18 protein-coding genes and 1 pseudogene are annotated in these 17911 nt (G+C 54.8%); 10 read left to right on the top strand and 9 right to left on the bottom strand.

The genetic code is table 11. The annotated features are described in order from the left end of the window. Positions 1-108: 108 nt before the first annotated feature. The 4 genes from EQW76_RS17290 to EQW76_RS17305 all read right to left on the bottom strand — a co-directional run bounded on the left by EQW76_RS17290 (position 109) and on the right by EQW76_RS17305 (position 6302). Positions 109-2916 (bottom strand): EAL domain-containing protein, encoded by a 2808-nt coding sequence (locus EQW76_RS17290; protein WP_143123000.1) that lies wholly within the window; start codon positions 2914-2916, stop codon positions 109-111. Between the two features lie 191 nt (positions 2917-3107). After that, entirely contained in the window at positions 3108-3800 is a 693-nt protein-coding gene (locus EQW76_RS17295; protein WP_142831049.1) for an FkbM family methyltransferase, read from the bottom strand. A gap of 21 nt (positions 3801-3821) precedes the next feature. Next, positions 3822-5786: an EAL domain-containing protein gene (locus EQW76_RS17300; protein ID WP_143123001.1), complete on the bottom strand. Its 1965-nt coding sequence runs from the start codon at positions 5784-5786 to the stop codon at positions 3822-3824. Positions 5787-5795: 9 nt separating this feature from the next. Beyond that, positions 5796-6302, bottom strand: a complete 507-nt coding sequence (locus EQW76_RS17305; protein WP_142831047.1) for an oxidoreductase — start codon at positions 6300-6302, stop codon at positions 5796-5798. Positions 6303-6900: 598 nt separating this feature from the next. Here EQW76_RS17305 and EQW76_RS17310 point away from each other — a divergent pair. Beyond that, positions 6901-8820 (top strand): EAL domain-containing protein, encoded by a 1920-nt coding sequence (locus tag EQW76_RS17310; RefSeq protein ID WP_143123002.1) that lies wholly within the window; start codon positions 6901-6903, stop codon positions 8818-8820. Here EQW76_RS17310 and EQW76_RS17315 read toward each other — a convergent pair. Further along, complete coding sequence (locus EQW76_RS17315; protein WP_143123003.1) at positions 8751-9137, bottom strand: DUF427 domain-containing protein; 387 nt, start codon at positions 9135-9137, stop codon at positions 8751-8753. The genes EQW76_RS17310 and EQW76_RS17315 overlap by 70 nt on opposite strands. Before the next feature lie 433 nt (positions 9138-9570). Then, positions 9571-9738, bottom strand: coding sequence for a hypothetical protein (locus tag EQW76_RS29820; protein WP_244616979.1), 168 nt, complete (start codon positions 9736-9738; stop codon positions 9571-9573). On the opposite strand from EQW76_RS29820, the gene EQW76_RS17320 reads away from it, so the two are divergent. The 7 genes and pseudogenes from EQW76_RS17320 to EQW76_RS17345 all read left to right on the top strand — a co-directional run bounded on the left by EQW76_RS17320 (position 9658) and on the right by EQW76_RS17345 (position 14795). Continuing rightward, positions 9658-10674, top strand: coding sequence for a 2-keto-3-deoxygluconate permease (locus EQW76_RS17320; RefSeq protein WP_244616977.1), 1017 nt, complete (start codon positions 9658-9660; stop codon positions 10672-10674). The genes EQW76_RS29820 and EQW76_RS17320 overlap by 81 nt on opposite strands. Before the next feature lie 110 nt (positions 10675-10784). Continuing rightward, positions 10785-11062: pseudogene (locus tag EQW76_RS17325) on the top strand (IS21 family transposase); the annotation flags it as partial. 241 nt (positions 11063-11303) lie between these two features. Next, positions 11304-12071: a hypothetical protein gene (locus EQW76_RS17330; protein WP_244615401.1), complete on the top strand. Its 768-nt coding sequence runs from the start codon at positions 11304-11306 to the stop codon at positions 12069-12071. Between the two features lie 237 nt (positions 12072-12308). Beyond that, entirely contained in the window at positions 12309-12938 is a 630-nt protein-coding gene (locus tag EQW76_RS17335; RefSeq protein ID WP_142831042.1) for a recombinase family protein, read from the top strand. A gap of 330 nt (positions 12939-13268) precedes the next feature. After that, the gene (locus EQW76_RS29420; RefSeq protein ID WP_162854776.1) at positions 13269-13445 is read left to right on the top strand and encodes a hypothetical protein; all 177 of its coding nucleotides are present in this window, start codon (positions 13269-13271) and stop codon (positions 13443-13445) included. 309 nt (positions 13446-13754) lie between these two features. Continuing rightward, positions 13755-14468 (top strand): SOS response-associated peptidase, encoded by a 714-nt coding sequence (locus EQW76_RS17340; protein WP_142831041.1) that lies wholly within the window; start codon positions 13755-13757, stop codon positions 14466-14468. Further along, entirely contained in the window at positions 14469-14795 is a 327-nt protein-coding gene (locus tag EQW76_RS17345; RefSeq protein ID WP_142831040.1) for a hypothetical protein, read from the top strand. A gap of 43 nt (positions 14796-14838) precedes the next feature. On the opposite strand, the gene EQW76_RS17350 is transcribed toward EQW76_RS17345, so the two are convergent. The 3 genes from EQW76_RS17350 to EQW76_RS29425 all read right to left on the bottom strand — a co-directional run bounded on the left by EQW76_RS17350 (position 14839) and on the right by EQW76_RS29425 (position 16010). Beyond that, positions 14839-15141: a hypothetical protein gene (locus EQW76_RS17350; protein WP_143123004.1), complete on the bottom strand. Its 303-nt coding sequence runs from the start codon at positions 15139-15141 to the stop codon at positions 14839-14841. 296 nt (positions 15142-15437) lie between these two features. Next, positions 15438-15854, bottom strand: coding sequence for a hypothetical protein (locus EQW76_RS17355; protein ID WP_143123005.1), 417 nt, complete (start codon positions 15852-15854; stop codon positions 15438-15440). Positions 15855-15860: 6 nt separating this feature from the next. Then, positions 15861-16010 (bottom strand): hypothetical protein, encoded by a 150-nt coding sequence (locus tag EQW76_RS29425; protein WP_153816514.1) that lies wholly within the window; start codon positions 16008-16010, stop codon positions 15861-15863. A gap of 234 nt (positions 16011-16244) precedes the next feature. Here EQW76_RS29425 and EQW76_RS17360 point away from each other — a divergent pair, with 234 nt between their 5' ends. Further along, positions 16245-16766 (top strand): hypothetical protein, encoded by a 522-nt coding sequence (locus EQW76_RS17360; RefSeq protein WP_143123006.1) that lies wholly within the window; start codon positions 16245-16247, stop codon positions 16764-16766. Between the two features lie 711 nt (positions 16767-17477). Continuing rightward, the gene (locus EQW76_RS17365; protein ID WP_143123007.1) at positions 17478-17843 is read left to right on the top strand and encodes a hypothetical protein; all 366 of its coding nucleotides are present in this window, start codon (positions 17478-17480) and stop codon (positions 17841-17843) included. The last annotated feature ends 68 nt before the right edge of the window (positions 17844-17911 follow it).

Raw genomic sequence — 17911 nt, forward strand, 5'->3', positions numbered from 1 at the left:
CGTCCTCGCGAGGCAGGATGGGGGTCATTATCCCCAAAGTTCTTTCAGGACTGCGCGTTGTGACGCTTCATGAGGCGCAAAGGAATGCAGCCTCGATCATCTCGTAACCTAGGCCGCCATTTCGGGCGTTATTGTCTGATCGGCGTCCGCGTCCTCGTGCATTGGCTTTGGTCGGCCAAGGAAGTAGCCCTGTGCTTCGTTGCATCCCTCCGACAAAAGAATGTCGAGCTGGACTCGCGTCTCCACGCCTTCCGCAAGGACAGGTACTTCGAGGCTCTGACCTAGGGCAAGAATGGCGCGAACAATTGCCTTGGCCTGCGGACTTGTCTCCACTTGGTCCATAAAGCTGCGATCAAGCTTGATCTTATCGAAAGGAAAGGCCCGAAGGGTTTCAAGCGACGAATAGCCTGTGCCGAAATCGTCGATGGCGATTGAGACACCGAGTTGCTTGATTTGTCGAAGCGCGTGTAGCGCGCGATCCTTGTCCGTTATAATCGATGTTTCGGTGATCTCAAGTTCGAGGCGTGCCGGGTTCAGACCCGTGTCGAGCAAAACAGTATGAACCAGTGCGGCGATATCGGTGTTCATCAGTTGCACCGGCGAGAGGTTGACAGCAATCTTGTGCGGCTGCTGCCAACGAGCCGCTTCACGGCAAGCTTCGCGCAGCACCCATTCGCCGATCGGAAGGATTGCACCGCACTCCTCAGCCAGAACAATGAAGTCCATCGGCGGCACGTTCCCTCGGTCCGGATGGTTCCAGCGCAACAGGGCCTCGTAACCAGTAACGGCGCCTGTCATAACCGATTTCTGCACTTGATAATGCAGGTGGAACTGTTTCTTCTCAACGGCCGCCCATAGATCATTTGCCAGTGCGCGGCGGCCGCGCGCCGCCTCATCCATTGCCGTTTCGTAGAAGCAGACCGACTGCCTCAAAGCGCCTTTCGCCCTGTACATCGCCAGATCGGCATTACCAAGCAACAACTCAGCGCTGTCAGCATCCTGTGGATAAAGCGCGATCCCCATGCTCGCACCGGGCTTGATCTCAAAACCTTCGACGTGGATCTCGGCGCACAGGCAGGCTTCCAGCCGAGCGAGAAAGTCATGCAGTTCGACCATCTCAGTAAAGCGCTTGACCGCTGCAAATTCGTCGCCTCCGAAACGAGCAACAAATTCGTCGTCGTCGAGCATTGCAGTCATGCGGTCGGCAAGCACGCTCAGAACCTGATCGCCTGTCGCATGTCCATGCTGGTCATTGATTTCCTTGAACTTGTCGAGATCGATAACGATGACCGCAAGCTGGGCCGCGGTTCGACGGGCAAGAACAAGCTCCTGCGCGAGAGATGCGTTGAATTCTGCACGATTGGCCAGACCGGTCAGGCCGTCATGGCTGGCCATGAAAGAGATCTTTTCTTCGGACAATAGCCGCGCAGTGATGTCCTCGAATGTGACGACCCAAGCGCCGCTCTCCATAGTATTGTAATTTGCCTGCACCGAGGTGCCGCTCGAAAGTCTATGGATTATGGCGCCGTGCTCGCCACCCCGTACGACGGCCATATTTCGGTCGTAATGGTGCGACGCTTTCGGACCGTAGACGTCAGGCGAAGCATCGGTCAGGGAATAGCCACGCTCGACGATTTCGCGATAGCGAAGGCCCGGGACGATAAAACCGGGAGGGAAGCCGAATATCTCGCTATAGCGCTCATTGGCCAGTACCAGGCACTCATTCGCATCGAATAGGCAAATTCCCTGGGACATATTTTGCAGGGCGACATCAAGGTTTCTCATAACCGCGGCAAGGCGATCTGCGTCGGCCTTGTGAATAGTCTTGTCCCTGATAATCTTGGCATAACCAGCCAGTTCGCCATTGTCCGCAAAAATTGGATTGATGACAACATGTGCCCAGAAACACGTGCCGTCCTTGCGATAGTACCAATACTCTCCCTCGAATTTGTCTCTGGTTCTTGCGATGTCCAGCGCGGTCGCCGGGATCCCGTTGTGCCGATCCTTCTGTGAATAGAAAATTGCAAAATGCTTACCGACGATCTCCGCGGCGGTATATCCGCTGGCGCGTTCGGCGCCAGCGTTCCAGCTGCTGACATGACCCTGAAGACCGAGCATGTAGATAGCGTAATCGGTAACGCCCTCAATCAGCATCTTGAAGTTTGCGTTGCTCGCAGATGCGGCGTTCTCCGCACGAACAGCAAAAAGAGCTGCTGCAAGGCCGGATGCCAAAAGTGAAAGTGAGACACTGGCGATCGTCACAATCATCACGATTGGCGACAGAAGATTGAAACGATCCAGCTGTACTGCGGCCGGGACGATATTGACCCCACCCATTGCAGTGAAATGCAGGCTAACGACGCCAAGCGTCAGCATGCTTGCCGAGAGCAGCTTGCTTCTAAGGCTATTTCCGCATTGGTAGGCGACGGAGAAGCCGGCCATCGAAAATAGGCATCCTAAGAGCAGCGAGGCGGCGATGAGGTCACGGTCCCACGTGATCTTGCCGGGGAATTCAATCGCCAACATCCCGAGGAAGTGCATTGCGCCGACACCGAGCGCAAAAAGGCTGCCTCCAGCCAGAAAACCGGCACGACTGCGCAAGTAGGTTGCTGTGGCGACGCTGGCTCCAGTCGTCGCAACGGCAATTAGCAGGGATAGGAAAGTGCGGTAGGCCTCGTAGCCGACGACGACGCCGGGATCATAGGCGAGCATGGCAATAAAATGCGTCGACCAGATGCCAAAACCACCGGCGACGCCAGCAGTCGCCAACCAGATTCCTCGGGCAATACCGCCGGTTTTCTGCGCTCTCTGGAGCAACATCATCGCGACATAGCTCGACAGGAAGCACAAAATCCCAGCCAACACTACCAGACGAAGATCGTGTTCACCCGAAAGACACGTCAATACCCTGAACATTCACAACACCCCCGAAACATACCAATCACATATGTGGGATATCGAATGTACGAAATGCTAATGGCGGGAGATACAACCGGACAATATCATCTGCTTCCAACGGCGTAGTTAATACAAGCGTAAAGTCCATGGTTTGGCTACAGCGAAGGCCGGCCTATGTGGCTTGGCCATCTTGCTTTTGTTCACTGATTTCAAATCTCAGGGTCATACTGGCGTGGACTATCGTCTGTTGAAAACAGAACGCAATGACCCTGCGAACCCCTTGGATCATAGGCATAGCCCTTGAGCGCCAACGCATGCGTAATGTCGCGGATACCGGACAACCCGTATAGATGGTCATGAAGTTCCAAGAAGATGCGTTCGATCCCTGGCAGCTCGGCGTTCTGTAGGAGATCCCGTTCTGCTCCTTCTATGTCCATAACGAGGGCGTTGATACGATTGCGCATGATGAATGTGTCAATGTTGGCAGATGTAAGCTCTATTTCGTGCTCGTAGGCCCCTTGGTTTTCATCCATAGATGACATCCAAAGGTCCTTGCGTACGTAAAACCTGCAGGTTTTTGGTTCTCCGTTTGTGAGAAGCCCCTGCGAAAAGATGACATTGTCGAGACCATTAGCCCTTATGACTCGTTGTGCCAGCAGTGCAGTGGTTGGGTTGGCTTCAAACGCCCACACCGATACCCCTTCGATTTTCGCGATGATCGACGTGATGATGCCAATGCCTGACCCAAGTTCAAGTACCCGGTCTCCCGGTTTAACAGCCCTGAAAACCGCCCGTGCTTCTTTTGCTTCATAACTGCCGCTGGTAAGCGCCAACCATATGACAGGAGAAACCTCGCAGGGTGCCAGCGGCACGTCAATTCCATGTATGGTCAATAGCTCCATGCCGGCACACTCCCAATTCCACTATAAAGCCTTGCCTACCAATCTTTGCCCTTCTACGTGATCGGAGTGCAGGTACGCAAGTTCCGAAGCAGGCATGGGCCGTCCAGTCAGGTAGCCTTGGGCCTGTTCACATCCAAGCCGCCTCAGCAACTCGAATTGTTCCTCCGTTTCAATGCCTTCCACGATTGTGGTCATGCTCAGGCTGCGGCCTACCCCTATCGCTAGTTCAACGATCGTCAAAGCACTCGGCGATGTCGTAACGTCGCGGACGAAAGATCGATCGATTTTCATCTTGTCGAAGGGAAAGCTGCTGAGGCTACCAAGCGACGAATAACCGGTACCGAAATCGTCCATTGCGATGTGGATCCCGAGCGCCTTTATTTGCCGTAGCGTTTCAAGCGTCTGTTCATTTTTGTCAAGCATCACAGATTCTGTGATTTCCAATTCCAGCCGGTCGGGGGAAAGCCCAGTCTGGTCGAGGGTGGCCGCAAGCTTTTGGATGAGGTTCACCCCACGAAACTGAACTGGAGAAAGGTTGACGGAAATCTTGGAGAGGCGTCCCCACGCCGCAGCTTCAACACACGCTGTCTTGAGAACCCACGCCCCCAGTTCGTGGATTAATCCGATCCTCTCAGCGACCGGAATGAATAGCGTGGGCGAGACGAAGCCGCGTGTCGGGTGTTTCCATCGCAGCAGCGCCTCATAGCCGCAAATGTCGCGGGTCGCCATTATGACCTGGGGCTGATAGTAGACCTCCATCTCGCCCTGTTCCAGAGCCCGTGACAAGTCGATCTCAAAGGATTTCGTCTCCTGCAAGCGTACTTGCATCTGAGGATCGAATAGGCATGCATGCCCCGCTCCGAGCGCCTTGGCTTCATAGAGGGCAAGATCTGCTTGCTTCAACAGTTCCTCTGTCGTCGACACATCATCCGAAAAAGCAATACCGACACATGTATTGATTTTGATTCGCAGTTGATCGATCTGATACGGTTCGGCGATCTTTGTGATTATGCTATTGGCGAGATCAAATGCCTTTTCCCGGGTCAAGCCTGTGGACAATACGGCAAACTCATCCCCACCCAGACGGCAAGCTGTATCGCCGCCATGGCTCAAACGGTTCAACCTCGCCGCGACAGCCTGGAGGAGCACGTCACCCATATCGTGCCCGAGCGTATCGTTGACATCCTTGAACCCATCGAGATCAAGAAGAAGAATAGAAGATACTTCGTTATGCGCTGTTGCCCGCCGTAGCTCCAGGTCTTGTCTGAGCAGGACGCGATTGGGAAGACCGGTGAGTGCATCGTGATGAGCATCGTGTTCAAGACGAAGGTTCTGATTTTGCAGTTCTTCCGTTGCCTGGCGAAGATCGGTTGCCAATCGCTCCGTGCGGGTGTGGGCGCGACCGAGCAGCCGGTTTTGACGAAGCAGAAAGATCACCAGCACGACGCCACATAGAATAAGTCCTGACGCAAGTCCGATATGAATGAAATAAAGATGACGCATTTGTGCCTGCGCGTCGTTAAGAAGGGTTGCGCCATACTCGGTTGCCGCAACGCCAAGGCCCATCAAAGGCGAATCGAGCCTGCCCATCGACTGAAGAGCAGCTTGCACACCTGCCCTGTCCAGATGCTCCAACCGTTCATCCAAGCTCAGAAGCGTTGCTCTGAACGCCTCGAACACGGCTCTGTTGTGTCGGTCGCCTTCAATGAGAACGCGTAGACTGCCCTGCTGGAGAAGCTGAATACGACCAATCGCAATCTCGAGGCGGAGGCGGGCGTCTGCTCTATTTGCATCTGTCATATCTAAAGCATAAGCAGCCAGACTGCGTTCGAGCCTCAAATACTCGACAGACGCTTGATTGACGGTCCAAGAATCGTTGTACCGGGTAAATTTTTGCAAACCTGTTTGCTGCGCAGCGATAATGGTGGCGATGTAGCACGTTGCTACTATCAGGCCGCAGATGACGGCTCCCAGGATCCATCTCACGCTTAATCTCTATTCGACTCTTAGCTTGGCGACCTGCCAGGCCGACCGTGTGTAATAAAGCTGGTTTTGCAGCTGAGAATCACTGTCGTAGGGATACACGATAAACAATGGCCCCTTGTCTCGAATCGCCATGTATTTTCCATCTCGTTTCAGGGCGAGAATGACATGATATTTTTTAAAGTCTTCGAGCGGAATTACGCAGCTATAGTCATTAAGTGCGATTGCAGTTACAGTCGATCCTTTGGCGCCGACAAGGGTCATCAGCTTTTGGAGTGACACTCCTTCGAAGCGAACTTTGCCATCATACCACGGCGTTGACGTTTCGACAGTTTCTAGGCCCAGCGTTTCAAGCATATCGCGGTCGAATTGAGCATCCAGCCCTGCATTTGTGTTTTCGATGTTTCCGGAGATGGTCAGGATCGTCTCGTTCTTTGCCTCTGGAAGGGATCCTGCGTTTGCACTGGAAAACCAGATGAACGTTAAAGTCACACAGGCTATGACACGGGCGAGGTTCATTATTCTTCTCCAGACGCAACAATTTGACAAATACAAGACATTGCCTAATTTTCGGTGACGATAAGAACGCCTTTTCAGCGTTTGTACCCGACGGCGAGCAACTATTTTTGGTATCAGATGAACGCCGTTGTCCTTGGCCGCTTTTTCGGCCAAACGAGGTTGTCTAAAAACACGGAGGCGCCTTTAATTCTGTGTCAGATAGATCGGAGTTTTGGATATAGAGCCCGCTCTTCCGCTCCAATAGGAAGGTCACAGCGTAGAGATGCGGAAGACACCTGCAAAATTGGCGATGGCAGCGGCTTTCCATGTTTGATGTTCAAGAGCTTTTAGCGCTTAAATGCACAGAATTCCTTGACCTAGCGTGCGCATCGAACGGCATTTCGTACTGTTGCACGATATAGGCCGGGACGACAAACGCGGTGGAATCGCTGAGCTTGGTATGTGCCACCTGCAACTTTGTTCGCTCATTGCAGCCACATACACACAAGCTGCATACCGCATGAATTGCTCTCCAAACCTGTTATTCTTGTAATTATCATCAGTATATTAGGAATGATTTTACGCGAAGCTGCCATCTTCATCTAAAAATGAGGATGCCATGCTTAGCTATATGCGATTATTTCGTTGGCTCACCTTGCGCGAAGAGCAGCCCGAGCTGGCGATCGCCCAATGCCGCGAGCTCCAGGGCCAAATTCCTCTGCTTTATGCTCTGCTAAGCTTGAACGCAGTTGCGGTCGCCTACACTCATCTTGACGTTGCCCCTGCTTGGATGACCGTATGGATTCCGCTGGTTCTGGTATCCGCCAGCATTCTGCGCCTTATTGCCTGGCTGAAAAAGCCTGATACGGCTTTAAATGGGGCCGAAGCAATCCAGACGCTCAGAAGGACCACTGTCCTTGGCGGTGTGATGGCCTCGGTCTACATCTCCTGGTCTTTGGGATTGGGCAGCTACGGGGGTGACCACCAACAGGCACACGTTGCGATCTTTATCGCAATTACTGTCATTGGATGTATCTTTTGCCTGATCCACCTTCCCCAGGCAGCTCTGGCCGTGACTGCCATCGTGACTATTCCCTATCTCATTTATTATTTTTCGCTTGGCGATGCGGTGTACATCGCCATCGCCCTGAATATCCTGCTTGTGACCATCGTGATGATCCGCGTCCTACTTAACAGTCATCGCGGCTTCGTTCGACTGGTCCGCTCGGAGGCCGAGACGCAACGGTTAAACCGTGAGGTGACGGTTCTCGCGCATACGGATCCCCTTACTCGACTTCCAAACCGTCGGCTGTTCTTCTCGGAGTTGTCGGGCCGTATCGGACTGGATGGTAACAGGGGCGGCAGGATCTGCGTGGGAATTATTGATCTTGACCGCTTCAAAGCGGTCAACGACACCTATGGCCACATCGTCGGAGACCAGTTGCTCGAAGCCGCCGGAGAGCGACTTCGGGTGGCTTTCGGATCTGAAGCAATGGTGGCACGTCTTGGAGGCGATGAATTCGCTTTCTTTCTGGGAATGGACGGAGAAGCGGCGACGGTATTTGCGAACCGGATGTGCGCAGCTCTTTTGGTGCCTTTCAAGCTTGGCGATATCGTCATCTCTATCGGAGCATCTTGTGGTCTTTCTACGTCGACGTCCGAGGTCGTCAGCGCCATGACACTCTACGACCAAGCTGATTATGCCCTCTACAGAGCGAAGAGCGAGCAACGCGGTTTTGCCGTGCTCTATTCAAGCGAGCACGAGCGGCTCATTCGGTCGGACCGCGCCGTGGAAGCGGCACTGCAGGCCGCCGATCTCGAGACCGAAATGGAGCTCGACCTTCAGCCAATCGTCAGTGGGCCGAATTTCGAGATGAGGGCAGTGGAGGCGCTGGCCAGATGGACCAGTCCGACTCTTGGCCCTGTCCGCCCTGATATCTTTATTCCACTTGCCGAGCGGGCAGGCATCATCCACCGGCTGACCTTGACGCTCCTGCGCAAGGCGCTCGCGCATCTCACACGGCTTCCCGCCGGAATAAAGTTATCGTTCAACCTGTCTGCCCATGACCTCACGTCCTCAGAGACCGTGCTTGGCATCATTGCAATGATCCTCGAATCCGGCACTGAGCCCTCCCGCATCATCATGGAACTGACGGAAACCGCCGTCATGCGTGACTTCGATGCTGCAGAGCAATCAATCCGCCTTCTTCGCGGCCTCGGCATCAAAATCGCGCTCGACGACTTCGGTACGGGTCAATCCAGCCTGAGCTATCTTCACAGGCTGCCGATCGATAAGGTGAAGATCGACCGAAGCTTCGTGATTGGGACAGCGAGCGAGTCGGGATGCGAAATACTGGCGGCGGTCGTTGCGCTATGCCGATCGATGAAGATGCAATGTATCGCGGAAGGTGTCGAAGACACTCGCCAGCTTGACATCCTGCGCGGCATCGGGTGCGATACATTTCAAGGCTATTTATTCGCCAGGCCGATGGCGATCGATAGCCTTATGGAATGGATGACGTTGCGCGTCGCAGCGTAAATTTTTCCCGCTTTGGTCTCAGCTAGAGAGGCTTTTGGATGCGAGCTCTGTCGCTTCCCTACCCTACTCTTGAGCAACAGGGTCGATCTTGGTCGCGACGAAAAGTGAATCACGCTCCGATCTTCACACTTTTCCAAAAGTCCACGCGGTTTGATCTCCTTCGCGGCCGGTTTTGGTTCAGCATAAAACCAGGCCGCGTCTGCATTTTTCTGACCGCGGCCTCTAACGTATAGTAGCTTACTTGGCCTTTCCAAAGCACAGCTCGACTTGGTGTCGGGGGGCCTCAAGGCCGAAAAAGAAGATCTCGGAAGAGGCACCCCGTCGTGGGAGAGCCGGTATAGAGGCTCGCCGCGCTACCGTAGATCGATCAAGGGTTCACCGAAATTGTAAGCATTCGCCGACGACCGCAGGTTCAGCTTTGCTTGCGCGATCGGCGCTTCCACTTTGCGGCCAGAGCGTCGACGTTTTTTCTCGTTCATCGTGGCCAAAATTACCAATACGCCACACTTGAACTTGACGAGGGCAAAGTGACGACAATCGCGAGCGCTCAAAGACTTGGGACAGATGCGTTATAATGCTGAATCCGAAAGAAAAAATTCTGCAACCGCCGAACCTCAGATCGAATTTGATGCAATGATGGTCTTCGCACCCTGGTTGGATCTCACTGACTGGTAGAGGCGCTTCAAAAAGTAGTGTACTACCGAATTGACTCGGATCGCGCGGGAGGAGACTGCGCGAAAGGTCGCGCTACTAAAATCGGGCCGGGGCGAGCAGCGCCTGCTGGGAGGAGATGAAATGAAGATCAAAGACGCGGTTGACCGCATACCCGGCGGTCTGATGCTCGTACCCCTGCTGCTGGGCGCGGTATGCAAAACCTTTGCGCCCGAGGCAGCCGGCTATTTCAAGGGCTTTACGCAAGGCATCATGACCGGTGTCATCCCGATTCTGGCGGTCTGGTTCTTCTGCATGGGGGCATCGATCAAATTAAGCTCGACCGGAACGGTCTTGCGCAAGTCGGGCACGATTGTGCTGACCAAATTCGTTGCCGCGGCGATCGTCACCTTCATCGCATCCCTGATTCTTCCCCCCGAGGGTGTTCAGAGCGGCATATTTGCGGGACTGTCCGTGCTTGCCATTGTTTGCGCCATGGATATGACCAATGGCGGTCTTTATGCCTCGTTGATGCAGACCTACGGTACCAAGGAAGAAGCAGGAGCCTTCGTCTTGACGTCCATCGAATCCGGACCGCTCATGAGCATGATCATTCTCGGTGCATCCGGCGTCGCACACTTTGAGCCGCAGATATTTATCGGTGCCATCTTGCCGTTTGTCGTCGGTTTCGCTTTGGGCAATCTGGATGCAAAGCTCAGGGTGCTGTTTGCGCCGGGCAGCGTCTTGATGATTCCGTTTTTTGCGTTTGCTCTGGGCAACACCATTGATTTGCACACCCTGCTGTCGCCACTAGCCGGCCTCGGTATCGCTCTCGCGCTCGCCGTCATTGTCCTAACCGGGATCCCGCTTATCCTCGCAGATAAATATTTAGGGGGTGGAAACGGCACCGCCGGCCTTGCTGCCTCTTCCACTGCCGGTGCTGCCGCAGCCAACCCGATCGCAATCGTCGCCGTCGCGCCGCAATTTGCGCCGGCTGCGCCAAGCGCGACTGCACTTGTTGCGATCTGCATTATCGTGACGTCCATCGTCGTGCCAATTCTAACCGGCTTCTGGTTTAAGAAGTTCGGCAACAATGCGGAAGCTGCAAACCGCGGCGTCGACGAAGTTGCAGCCAAACACCTTGACTCGCGGATTGATCCGGTCGGTAACCGAGACCAGCCTTGCGTCTTGCCGGCAGACTAAAGCATAAGCGTCAGATGTCGGCGTTTCATTTGTCTGTATGTCATTATAGACGGAAACTTGCTCGCGTAGTGTACTTGGACGCACCGATGATGCCCGGGACCACTCCTTGGCGGCTAAGACGCCAGTCCTTTGAAGAGTTTGACTATCCCGTCCTGCGACCGCTCCGGTCGAACGATATGTCTTCGCTGAGTGGTAGATACGCCGGGCTGGCCTCGATTAACATGTCGATATCGACAAGCACTTTTACTTCGTGCCCTACCGTTTTGCCCGTGAGCAGGTTGGAGCATGGATCACTGCCTACAGACTCGAGATATTCTAAAAGGGCGAACGGATGGCAGCCCAAAGGCGCTCGAGTGGTAACGGCCAGCACACGACGACACCGGTGCACAGGCGCCATTGACCTCCCCAACGACGTGCCGTCTTCGAGGTTTGAGGCTGACATCTGCGAAGAGAGGGGTGACATTCTCCTAAGCTAGGACTACCTACCCGTATGAATAGATAGGTCGATATTTGCAAGGCAGAGGCAATTGGTTACGTCATTGGAAAAAAGTCATGGTGCCATTTTTCAGTTCAGAGCACGCAGGATAGTTAGGAAGGCGCTCCGCTTGCCGAATTATGGAGCTGGGAGCTTGTCGAGATTCAGTGACGCCGTGGACGGCGACCTACCCGACCCTGCGATGGGCAAGGACGTGATCCTTGCAGCCTGCGACGGCAATTACTTCAATTTATTCGCAGTCGATTTAATTGGATCAATGGAAAAGTTGGGCGTACGCCAGGCTCTTCATATCCATCTCCTCGAGCCCCCTAAAAGCGTCATTGCGGCTGCGGAAAAGCTGCGGGCAAGCCTCAAATGGGTCAGACTGACTGTGACGATAGACCGTTGCGAACTGGCTGCAGGCCTGCAACATCGCCAAGTCTACTACACAGCGGCTCGGTTTTTGGTTGCTCCCTTAATTCTTGATAGAGGAATTGAGAGGCTTCTGGTGATAGACGTTGATGCGGTGATGAACAAGTCTCCATGGGATATGTTCACCTCTTCCTCGAGACTATGCGACGGTGGCTTTATTTTCCGCCCTCAGAAGAAGAGACCTTGGTACCGAGTGCTGGCATCTGCCGTTTTCTACAGCGCGGACGCTGGCTCTCGCCGCCTGGCTTCGGCCATCGCTCGCAGCCTCACGTCCACTCTGCTTCTGAAGCCTTCGTATCATATCGATCAGCTCATTCCCTATTACGCCTGCTCGTTTGCGCCTGACTATAACGAGGCGTTCAAAGTCTTTGATATGCCCCCTGAAGTTATGGGCTACAACTACGAGGCCGAGGCATCTTTCTGGACGGTCAAAGGCAAGTCTGACATCGAGAAGTTTATTTCAGAGAAGAAAGTGCTGCTAGACACCTAAGAGTGGCTTTTCATGCTTTCCGGACATCGATAACAGTGTCTGGATCTGGCGCTGTCCTTGCGTGTAAAGTCCATGTCTACCTGTTGCTCATAATCTGGCTTCATCGAGCACGAGGCCAGAGCTTTTAAAGCCTCAGGAATAGACATCATTCACGCTTGGACGGGCTGATCAGCACCTTTTACTTAGGCGAGAAAAGCTGTATTTCCAGTCGCGACACAGTTTCACGAGCGGCTTCCCATGGTCATTCACGCCTATCTGCAAGCAAGCACCACGGATGAGGATGCAAAGCGCGCCTGCAAACGTCTGACGGAATTTGCATCCCGAAAAAAATGGAAGATAGCATCCACATCCATCGAGAATGGAAGTGGGGTGTCACATCAGCGGCCCGAGCTCTTCCGACTTTTGTCAGGTTGCGAGCCGGGCGACATTCTTCTTATCGGCGAAATCGATAGTCTCACGCGCTTAAACATGGGGGTATGGGATCGTTTGCGTGCCGAGATTACCGCCCGTGACGTGCTGATCGTGTCTGTCGACCTGCCGACCTCTTGGAAGATGGTGTCGACAGAGCGGGACGAAATGCACGGACTGGTAGTCCACGCTATCAACAGCACTGTTCTGGATGCTCTGGCCACGACCGCGCGCACGAGGCATGAACATAGGCGGTTGCGGCAGCAACAGGGCATTGCGAATGCAAAGACTGCAGGACGATACCCTGGCAGGCCCGAAAACACTCGCAGGAACGAGGAAATCATGGCGATGCTTCGGGGTGGCAAGAGCTGGGAAAGCATCCGCTACAAGACCCACTGTTCGAGTTCGACGATCGCGCGCATGGCAAAACGCATCAAAGCCAAAGAACAGGCAGAATAGGCCGCAACTGCGGTCCCGGTCCGGTTGCTAGATCAGACGCTCAATCGTCACGTCGCCAGCCAGGCAGAGCATGGATGGCATCTCGCACAACTGCTCGAGACCATTCGAGGTGACCGCCGGCCTCCCCTGGAATGTTCGTCCGAAATACGTTCAACCGGCCAGGCGCTAGGGGGGCAAATCCACTGCCCATTGGGTGTTGTCAATGAGCGCGACAGCGCCTAGGTTGTGGTCGTGGCGTGCACGCCCGCTTGGCCTAACGCGGCGTGTGGACGCTACTTCAAGCGCCTGTCGATTTGCGGAGATCAGCGTGCCCAGTCAGGAGAGTTTGCCGTGGGTTGGAAAACGCCAGAAATCGAATATGTGAACGGCTATAAGATCGTTGAGGTCGCCGGACCGGCCTTCAAAATTTATGACGGCAACCGTCAAGTTGGTGACGATTTTCCCTATTCGGGAGAAGCTGCGCATTATGCGAACTCGCTACCGAAGCCTGACCAAACCCGTAAGTAGGAGTACGGATCCGCCTTCGGCCGAACGCTCTCGACGAGATGAGAACGGCGACCCAGCAGTTTCACTGTCTATGCGGGGCGGCTGTGATGAGCGGAATGACCGTCGGATTGGTCAATAGAAACCGTAGTGCCGAGAAAGATCTGGAAGCGAGCCGATTGAACCTCGCCGAACCAAAGCGGCTCAAGGACATTTAAGCTCAGCACGGGAGGGCCTATCTGCTGACGGCAAAACGAGAGGATCGCGCTTGTTCATCCTTGGTTGCCGAACATAACTCTTGGACTATCTTCAGGATGACACCGGGGTAGCATAATGTGCAATCTGTACAATCTGACGAGCAACCAGCAAGCCATCCGCGATTTTATCGATGTCACCCGATATCGCGAGGGCAATTTGCCTCCGTCCCTCAACGTCCACCCAGACCGTCCCGGCCCGATCATCCGTATCGATCCCGACGGCAAACGGGAGCTGGTCATGTCAGTCTGGGGCATGCCAACCCCGGACGTCCACCTTGGCGGCAAGCCGGACAAGGGGGTGACCAATGTTCGCAAGACATGGATCCCGCATTGGCAGCAGTGGCTTGGCGTTGAAAACCGTTGTCTTGTTCTCGCAACCGCGTTCAGCGAATATGAACAGGTGTCCGATCCAGAAACGGGCAGGAAGTGCTTGCGTTGGTTCGCCGTGAACGAGGCCCAGCCGGTGTTCGCCCTTGCAGGCATTCATACGCGATGGACCGGTGCCCGTGGTCCGATCAAAGCGCCGCGCGAAGGCGAGCACGACATCTTTGCGTTTCTGACGACCGACCCCAACGATATCGTCAAACCGATCCATCCCAAAGCCATGCCCGTGCTTTTGACGACACGAGAAGAATGCGAGATCTGGATGACGGCAGACTGGAAAGAGGCCAAGAAACTCCAGCGACCGCTTCCGGAAGAGAGAATGACGGTCCTGCCGCGATACACGGCAGTCGGCGGACTGGGCGGGCATCCCGGCCAAACCGCAGACCTGTTGCCGGCGCCCCTTTGAATGGCGAAAAACGAGCGCGCCTATCCAGACACGCCGGATGGTCGGTATTTCGTGGTGCGGGGCAGGCTCTGGCGCAAAAGCAATCCCTGTCTGGAGGAGACAAGGCGCGTCCAACTTGTGGGCGAGCTGATGGCGGCCCGTCGGGCCGTTCGGGATGCCAAAGGGGAAAAGGACGCAACGACTGCCGCGCGCAGTCTGGTCGATGAGGCCAAAATCGCCCTTGGAGAGCGAGGGCCCGTCTGGTGGGAGGATGGCGCGCCGGATTACAATCGCAAGCTCGCCAAGAACACACCCTATGCCGACTGGTGGGCCGCTTCCTGCAACTGAAGAGGTCGCTGCCGGTCGAATGGCAGGTTCAGGGCGCGATCCGCTACGAGACTGCTGCCGTCGATGCCGATGGTCCCGTGACAAAGCCGAGCACGAAGGTCACGACCTTGTCGGATGACATCTCGCACGGCTTCAGTGTCAGCCCTGCGTCATTCAGACGATAGAGATTGAAACTGACCATGTCGGATCCGGCCAGGTCTTCGGCATAGAGCCAGACGCGTTTGCGATCGGCGGAGCGGTTGACGGTCACGCCCCATCGTCGCCCCTCGAACATGCCTTCCGTATAGCCATCGGCAAATCGCTCTAGGGCGTGCCAGAAGGCATCGTGTGGCGGATCGGTTATCATGGCAGCACGATAGGGTGAGACCCAATGACAGACAAGCGGATCACGTTCACTGGAATGTTCCGGCATTCCCGGTCAGCGGTGCGCTGAGCCACTTCGCCTTGGTTACCTGTGCCAAAATCGGCCATGGCAATCGGGACGCTGCGTTGCTTGATCTGGCGCAGCGCGTCACGCGCGCGTTCTTGTCTGTCATAAGAGAGGTTTCGGTCATCTCGAGTTCGAGGCGCGCCGATTGGGCCTGTTTCGCGGAATTAGGTAGCAGATGCCACCACTTCCTTGAAGTTCCTGGGCGACGCAAATCATCTCCGTCTTATGTAGACAGGGTCCTCTTCCTCGCCCTCGTCGGCGGTGCCCGCCGTTGCCATACGTATGACTTGCCAAGCTGTCGCTGCTGACTCGATGCCAAAGTCTTCTTCCATCCAACGGATGAATGTTCTTGTGCCCATCAGTGCGATATCGGCTCGGATCGCTCTCACAGCGTCACGACCGTCACGATCGTCCATGATCACGACGATTTCCTCCGTTTGCGCTAACGCAGCTTTGAGATCTTGGCCGGCGGAAAAGACACTTCGTTCCCCGCGGTCGCTCCAGTCGGGGTGTAGGTCATCCGGCCTCCCAGCCATTTCCCAAAGAAGCATCTCGCGTTCGTGTCGCTGGCCTCCGACTGTTTTGAGAACCGTAATTTTGTCTCGCTTGCTTTGCAGCCACTCAACCACGTAAGCTCAAGCGTTTCGTCTCTGATCCCAGCCTTCGCCTGGCTCACGAATGGCTTCGGCCGTCACCATGTCGGTGATCATCACCTCGCATCCCGGCTCGAAGAGCCAGTTCAGCGCTTCGATCGTGCCAAGAAGATATAATGGAGTGTTGTCCATGATTAAGAAGCGGGGTGTCCCTTGGATGCTCTCGCTGTAACTCTCTCCCGAAGATAAGGTCCATTACCATCCGTCAGGTTTTCGCCCGTTGATTGCATCGAGGCTGGTGGCAGTTGTTAACTAAGTTCGGAATTCTCCGAGGGCTGAGACAGCTGCTCGATTGGGCGGAAGGCTTCGGGAACAAATCCGGACGCAGACTGTTGCCCTATCCAGCAACCATCACCTAGGTGCGCGATGTTCGAAAACGAAACCGATTGGAAGTCAGCTACCACGGTAATCTGCGACATCCTGCGAGGGAGTTCATCGCTGGCGGTACAGACCCGATCGTCGCAAGCTGAGAACGGAAGACAGCGGTTACAGTCTTTAAGCTGGCGCTACGAGCAGACACAGCCCTATCACGTCGGCCCGGATCCCGCATCGGCGCTTTTCTCGTCGGGACATCTTCGCGACGTCCTGACACGAATGTCGGCTTCGGACTTCTTTTTCGCCTATGAGGCCGTTCCAGACCTGGAGCTCACTGCGCATATCGACGCAGCACTTTCCGAGTTCTCTTCGATAGACCTGACGCTGGTGAAGCTGACGGTCGGCTCGGTTGCACTTACATGGCTGCTTGTGTCGCTTGGGTCACCGCGCGATCTCGTGCTGTGGAAGATGAAGTATCATCTACGCAAGGCGCAACTATTCGATCCCAGTTCCTCCAATGACGCGGGTCCGAAAGCAGACCTGGGAGCTTCGGCACAAGACTTCGATCATTAAAATAGACCCTTACGACGATTTTATCGTGAACTCTGCTTTCGCTGCATTTGAACCGGAGGCGCTCAATGGAACGTCTGCCGAGGTGCGGCGCAGGGAGTTTCGTCCAGTTCCGGACAGAAAGAAAAGGGACGAAACCATAATCTGCCTTTTGCATTTTTCCTCGGTTCATAATTCGAGCGGAGACATACGATGGAAGAGAAGAAGCGCCGGGTTCAATTGACGAAAGAGCAGAAGCGAATGCTTGCCGAGAAATCCACGGAAATTGCCTTCGCGGAGGAGGAAAGGCGGCGACGAGAAGCACAGGCGAAGTCGGCCCGCCTTCGAAGTCTCCGGGAGGAGCGGTCGTCGGGATCGACCTTCAGACCGAGCTAACCATCGCGTAGGAGAATGTGGAGCAGTGGGCTTGCCTGATCTTCACACTCAGTGCCCCGGCGAAAGCCGCGTCGATGCATCGTGAATTTGCGCCAGGCCCGCTGCCACGGTCATTCTGCGCCGTTTACAATGCCTCGCCCTTGACGAACAGCGATTGCCATTACCACCCTTTCGCCAGGCGTATCAGAATACGCACCACTCCTAGATGGAGAGGTTAGGGAACGATTCACGCGCCACTCGGAAGCCACCAATTCTCGAGGCGCGCCTTTTTTTAGTTCAGACGGAAAGCATGTGATCGTCGATAGCCGTCGGCAATGTCCTGTTAGGAGAAATCCATTATTGGCACTTATCGAACGAGTTGACGATCGCATAGGGAAGGCCATGGGTTTGAACGAGGAAAATGAACCTTCGCTAACGGAAAGACGTCGCGCTGCCTATGAGCGTGTTGTCGACAGGTATCGTGCTCGGGGGACGCCGATCGACCGCGACCCGGTCTTTGTCGCCCTCATTTCGCAGTGGATAGAAGGCAGCATCGAGATGTCTGACGTGGCAGCGCGGTCGTCACCAATCGGGCGGAACGTTGTTCTGAAATCCGAGATATCAGCAACTGGAAAGACTAACGAAATCCCGATGTCAAACGATCAGCTCCTGTTTGAATTGAACAGAATGATAGGACTTCACGACACCTCAATGTCCCAGCCTTAGGTTTCCACAGTGAAAAGAATGCCGAGACGGGTCCGCTCGGGGTCCGTTTTTTCACCGCTCGCCATTCA

It is taken from the genome of Rhizobium sp. rho-13.1 (genome assembly GCF_007000305.1).
Classification (GTDB): Bacteria; Pseudomonadota; Alphaproteobacteria; order Rhizobiales; family Rhizobiaceae; genus Rhizobium; species Rhizobium rhododendri.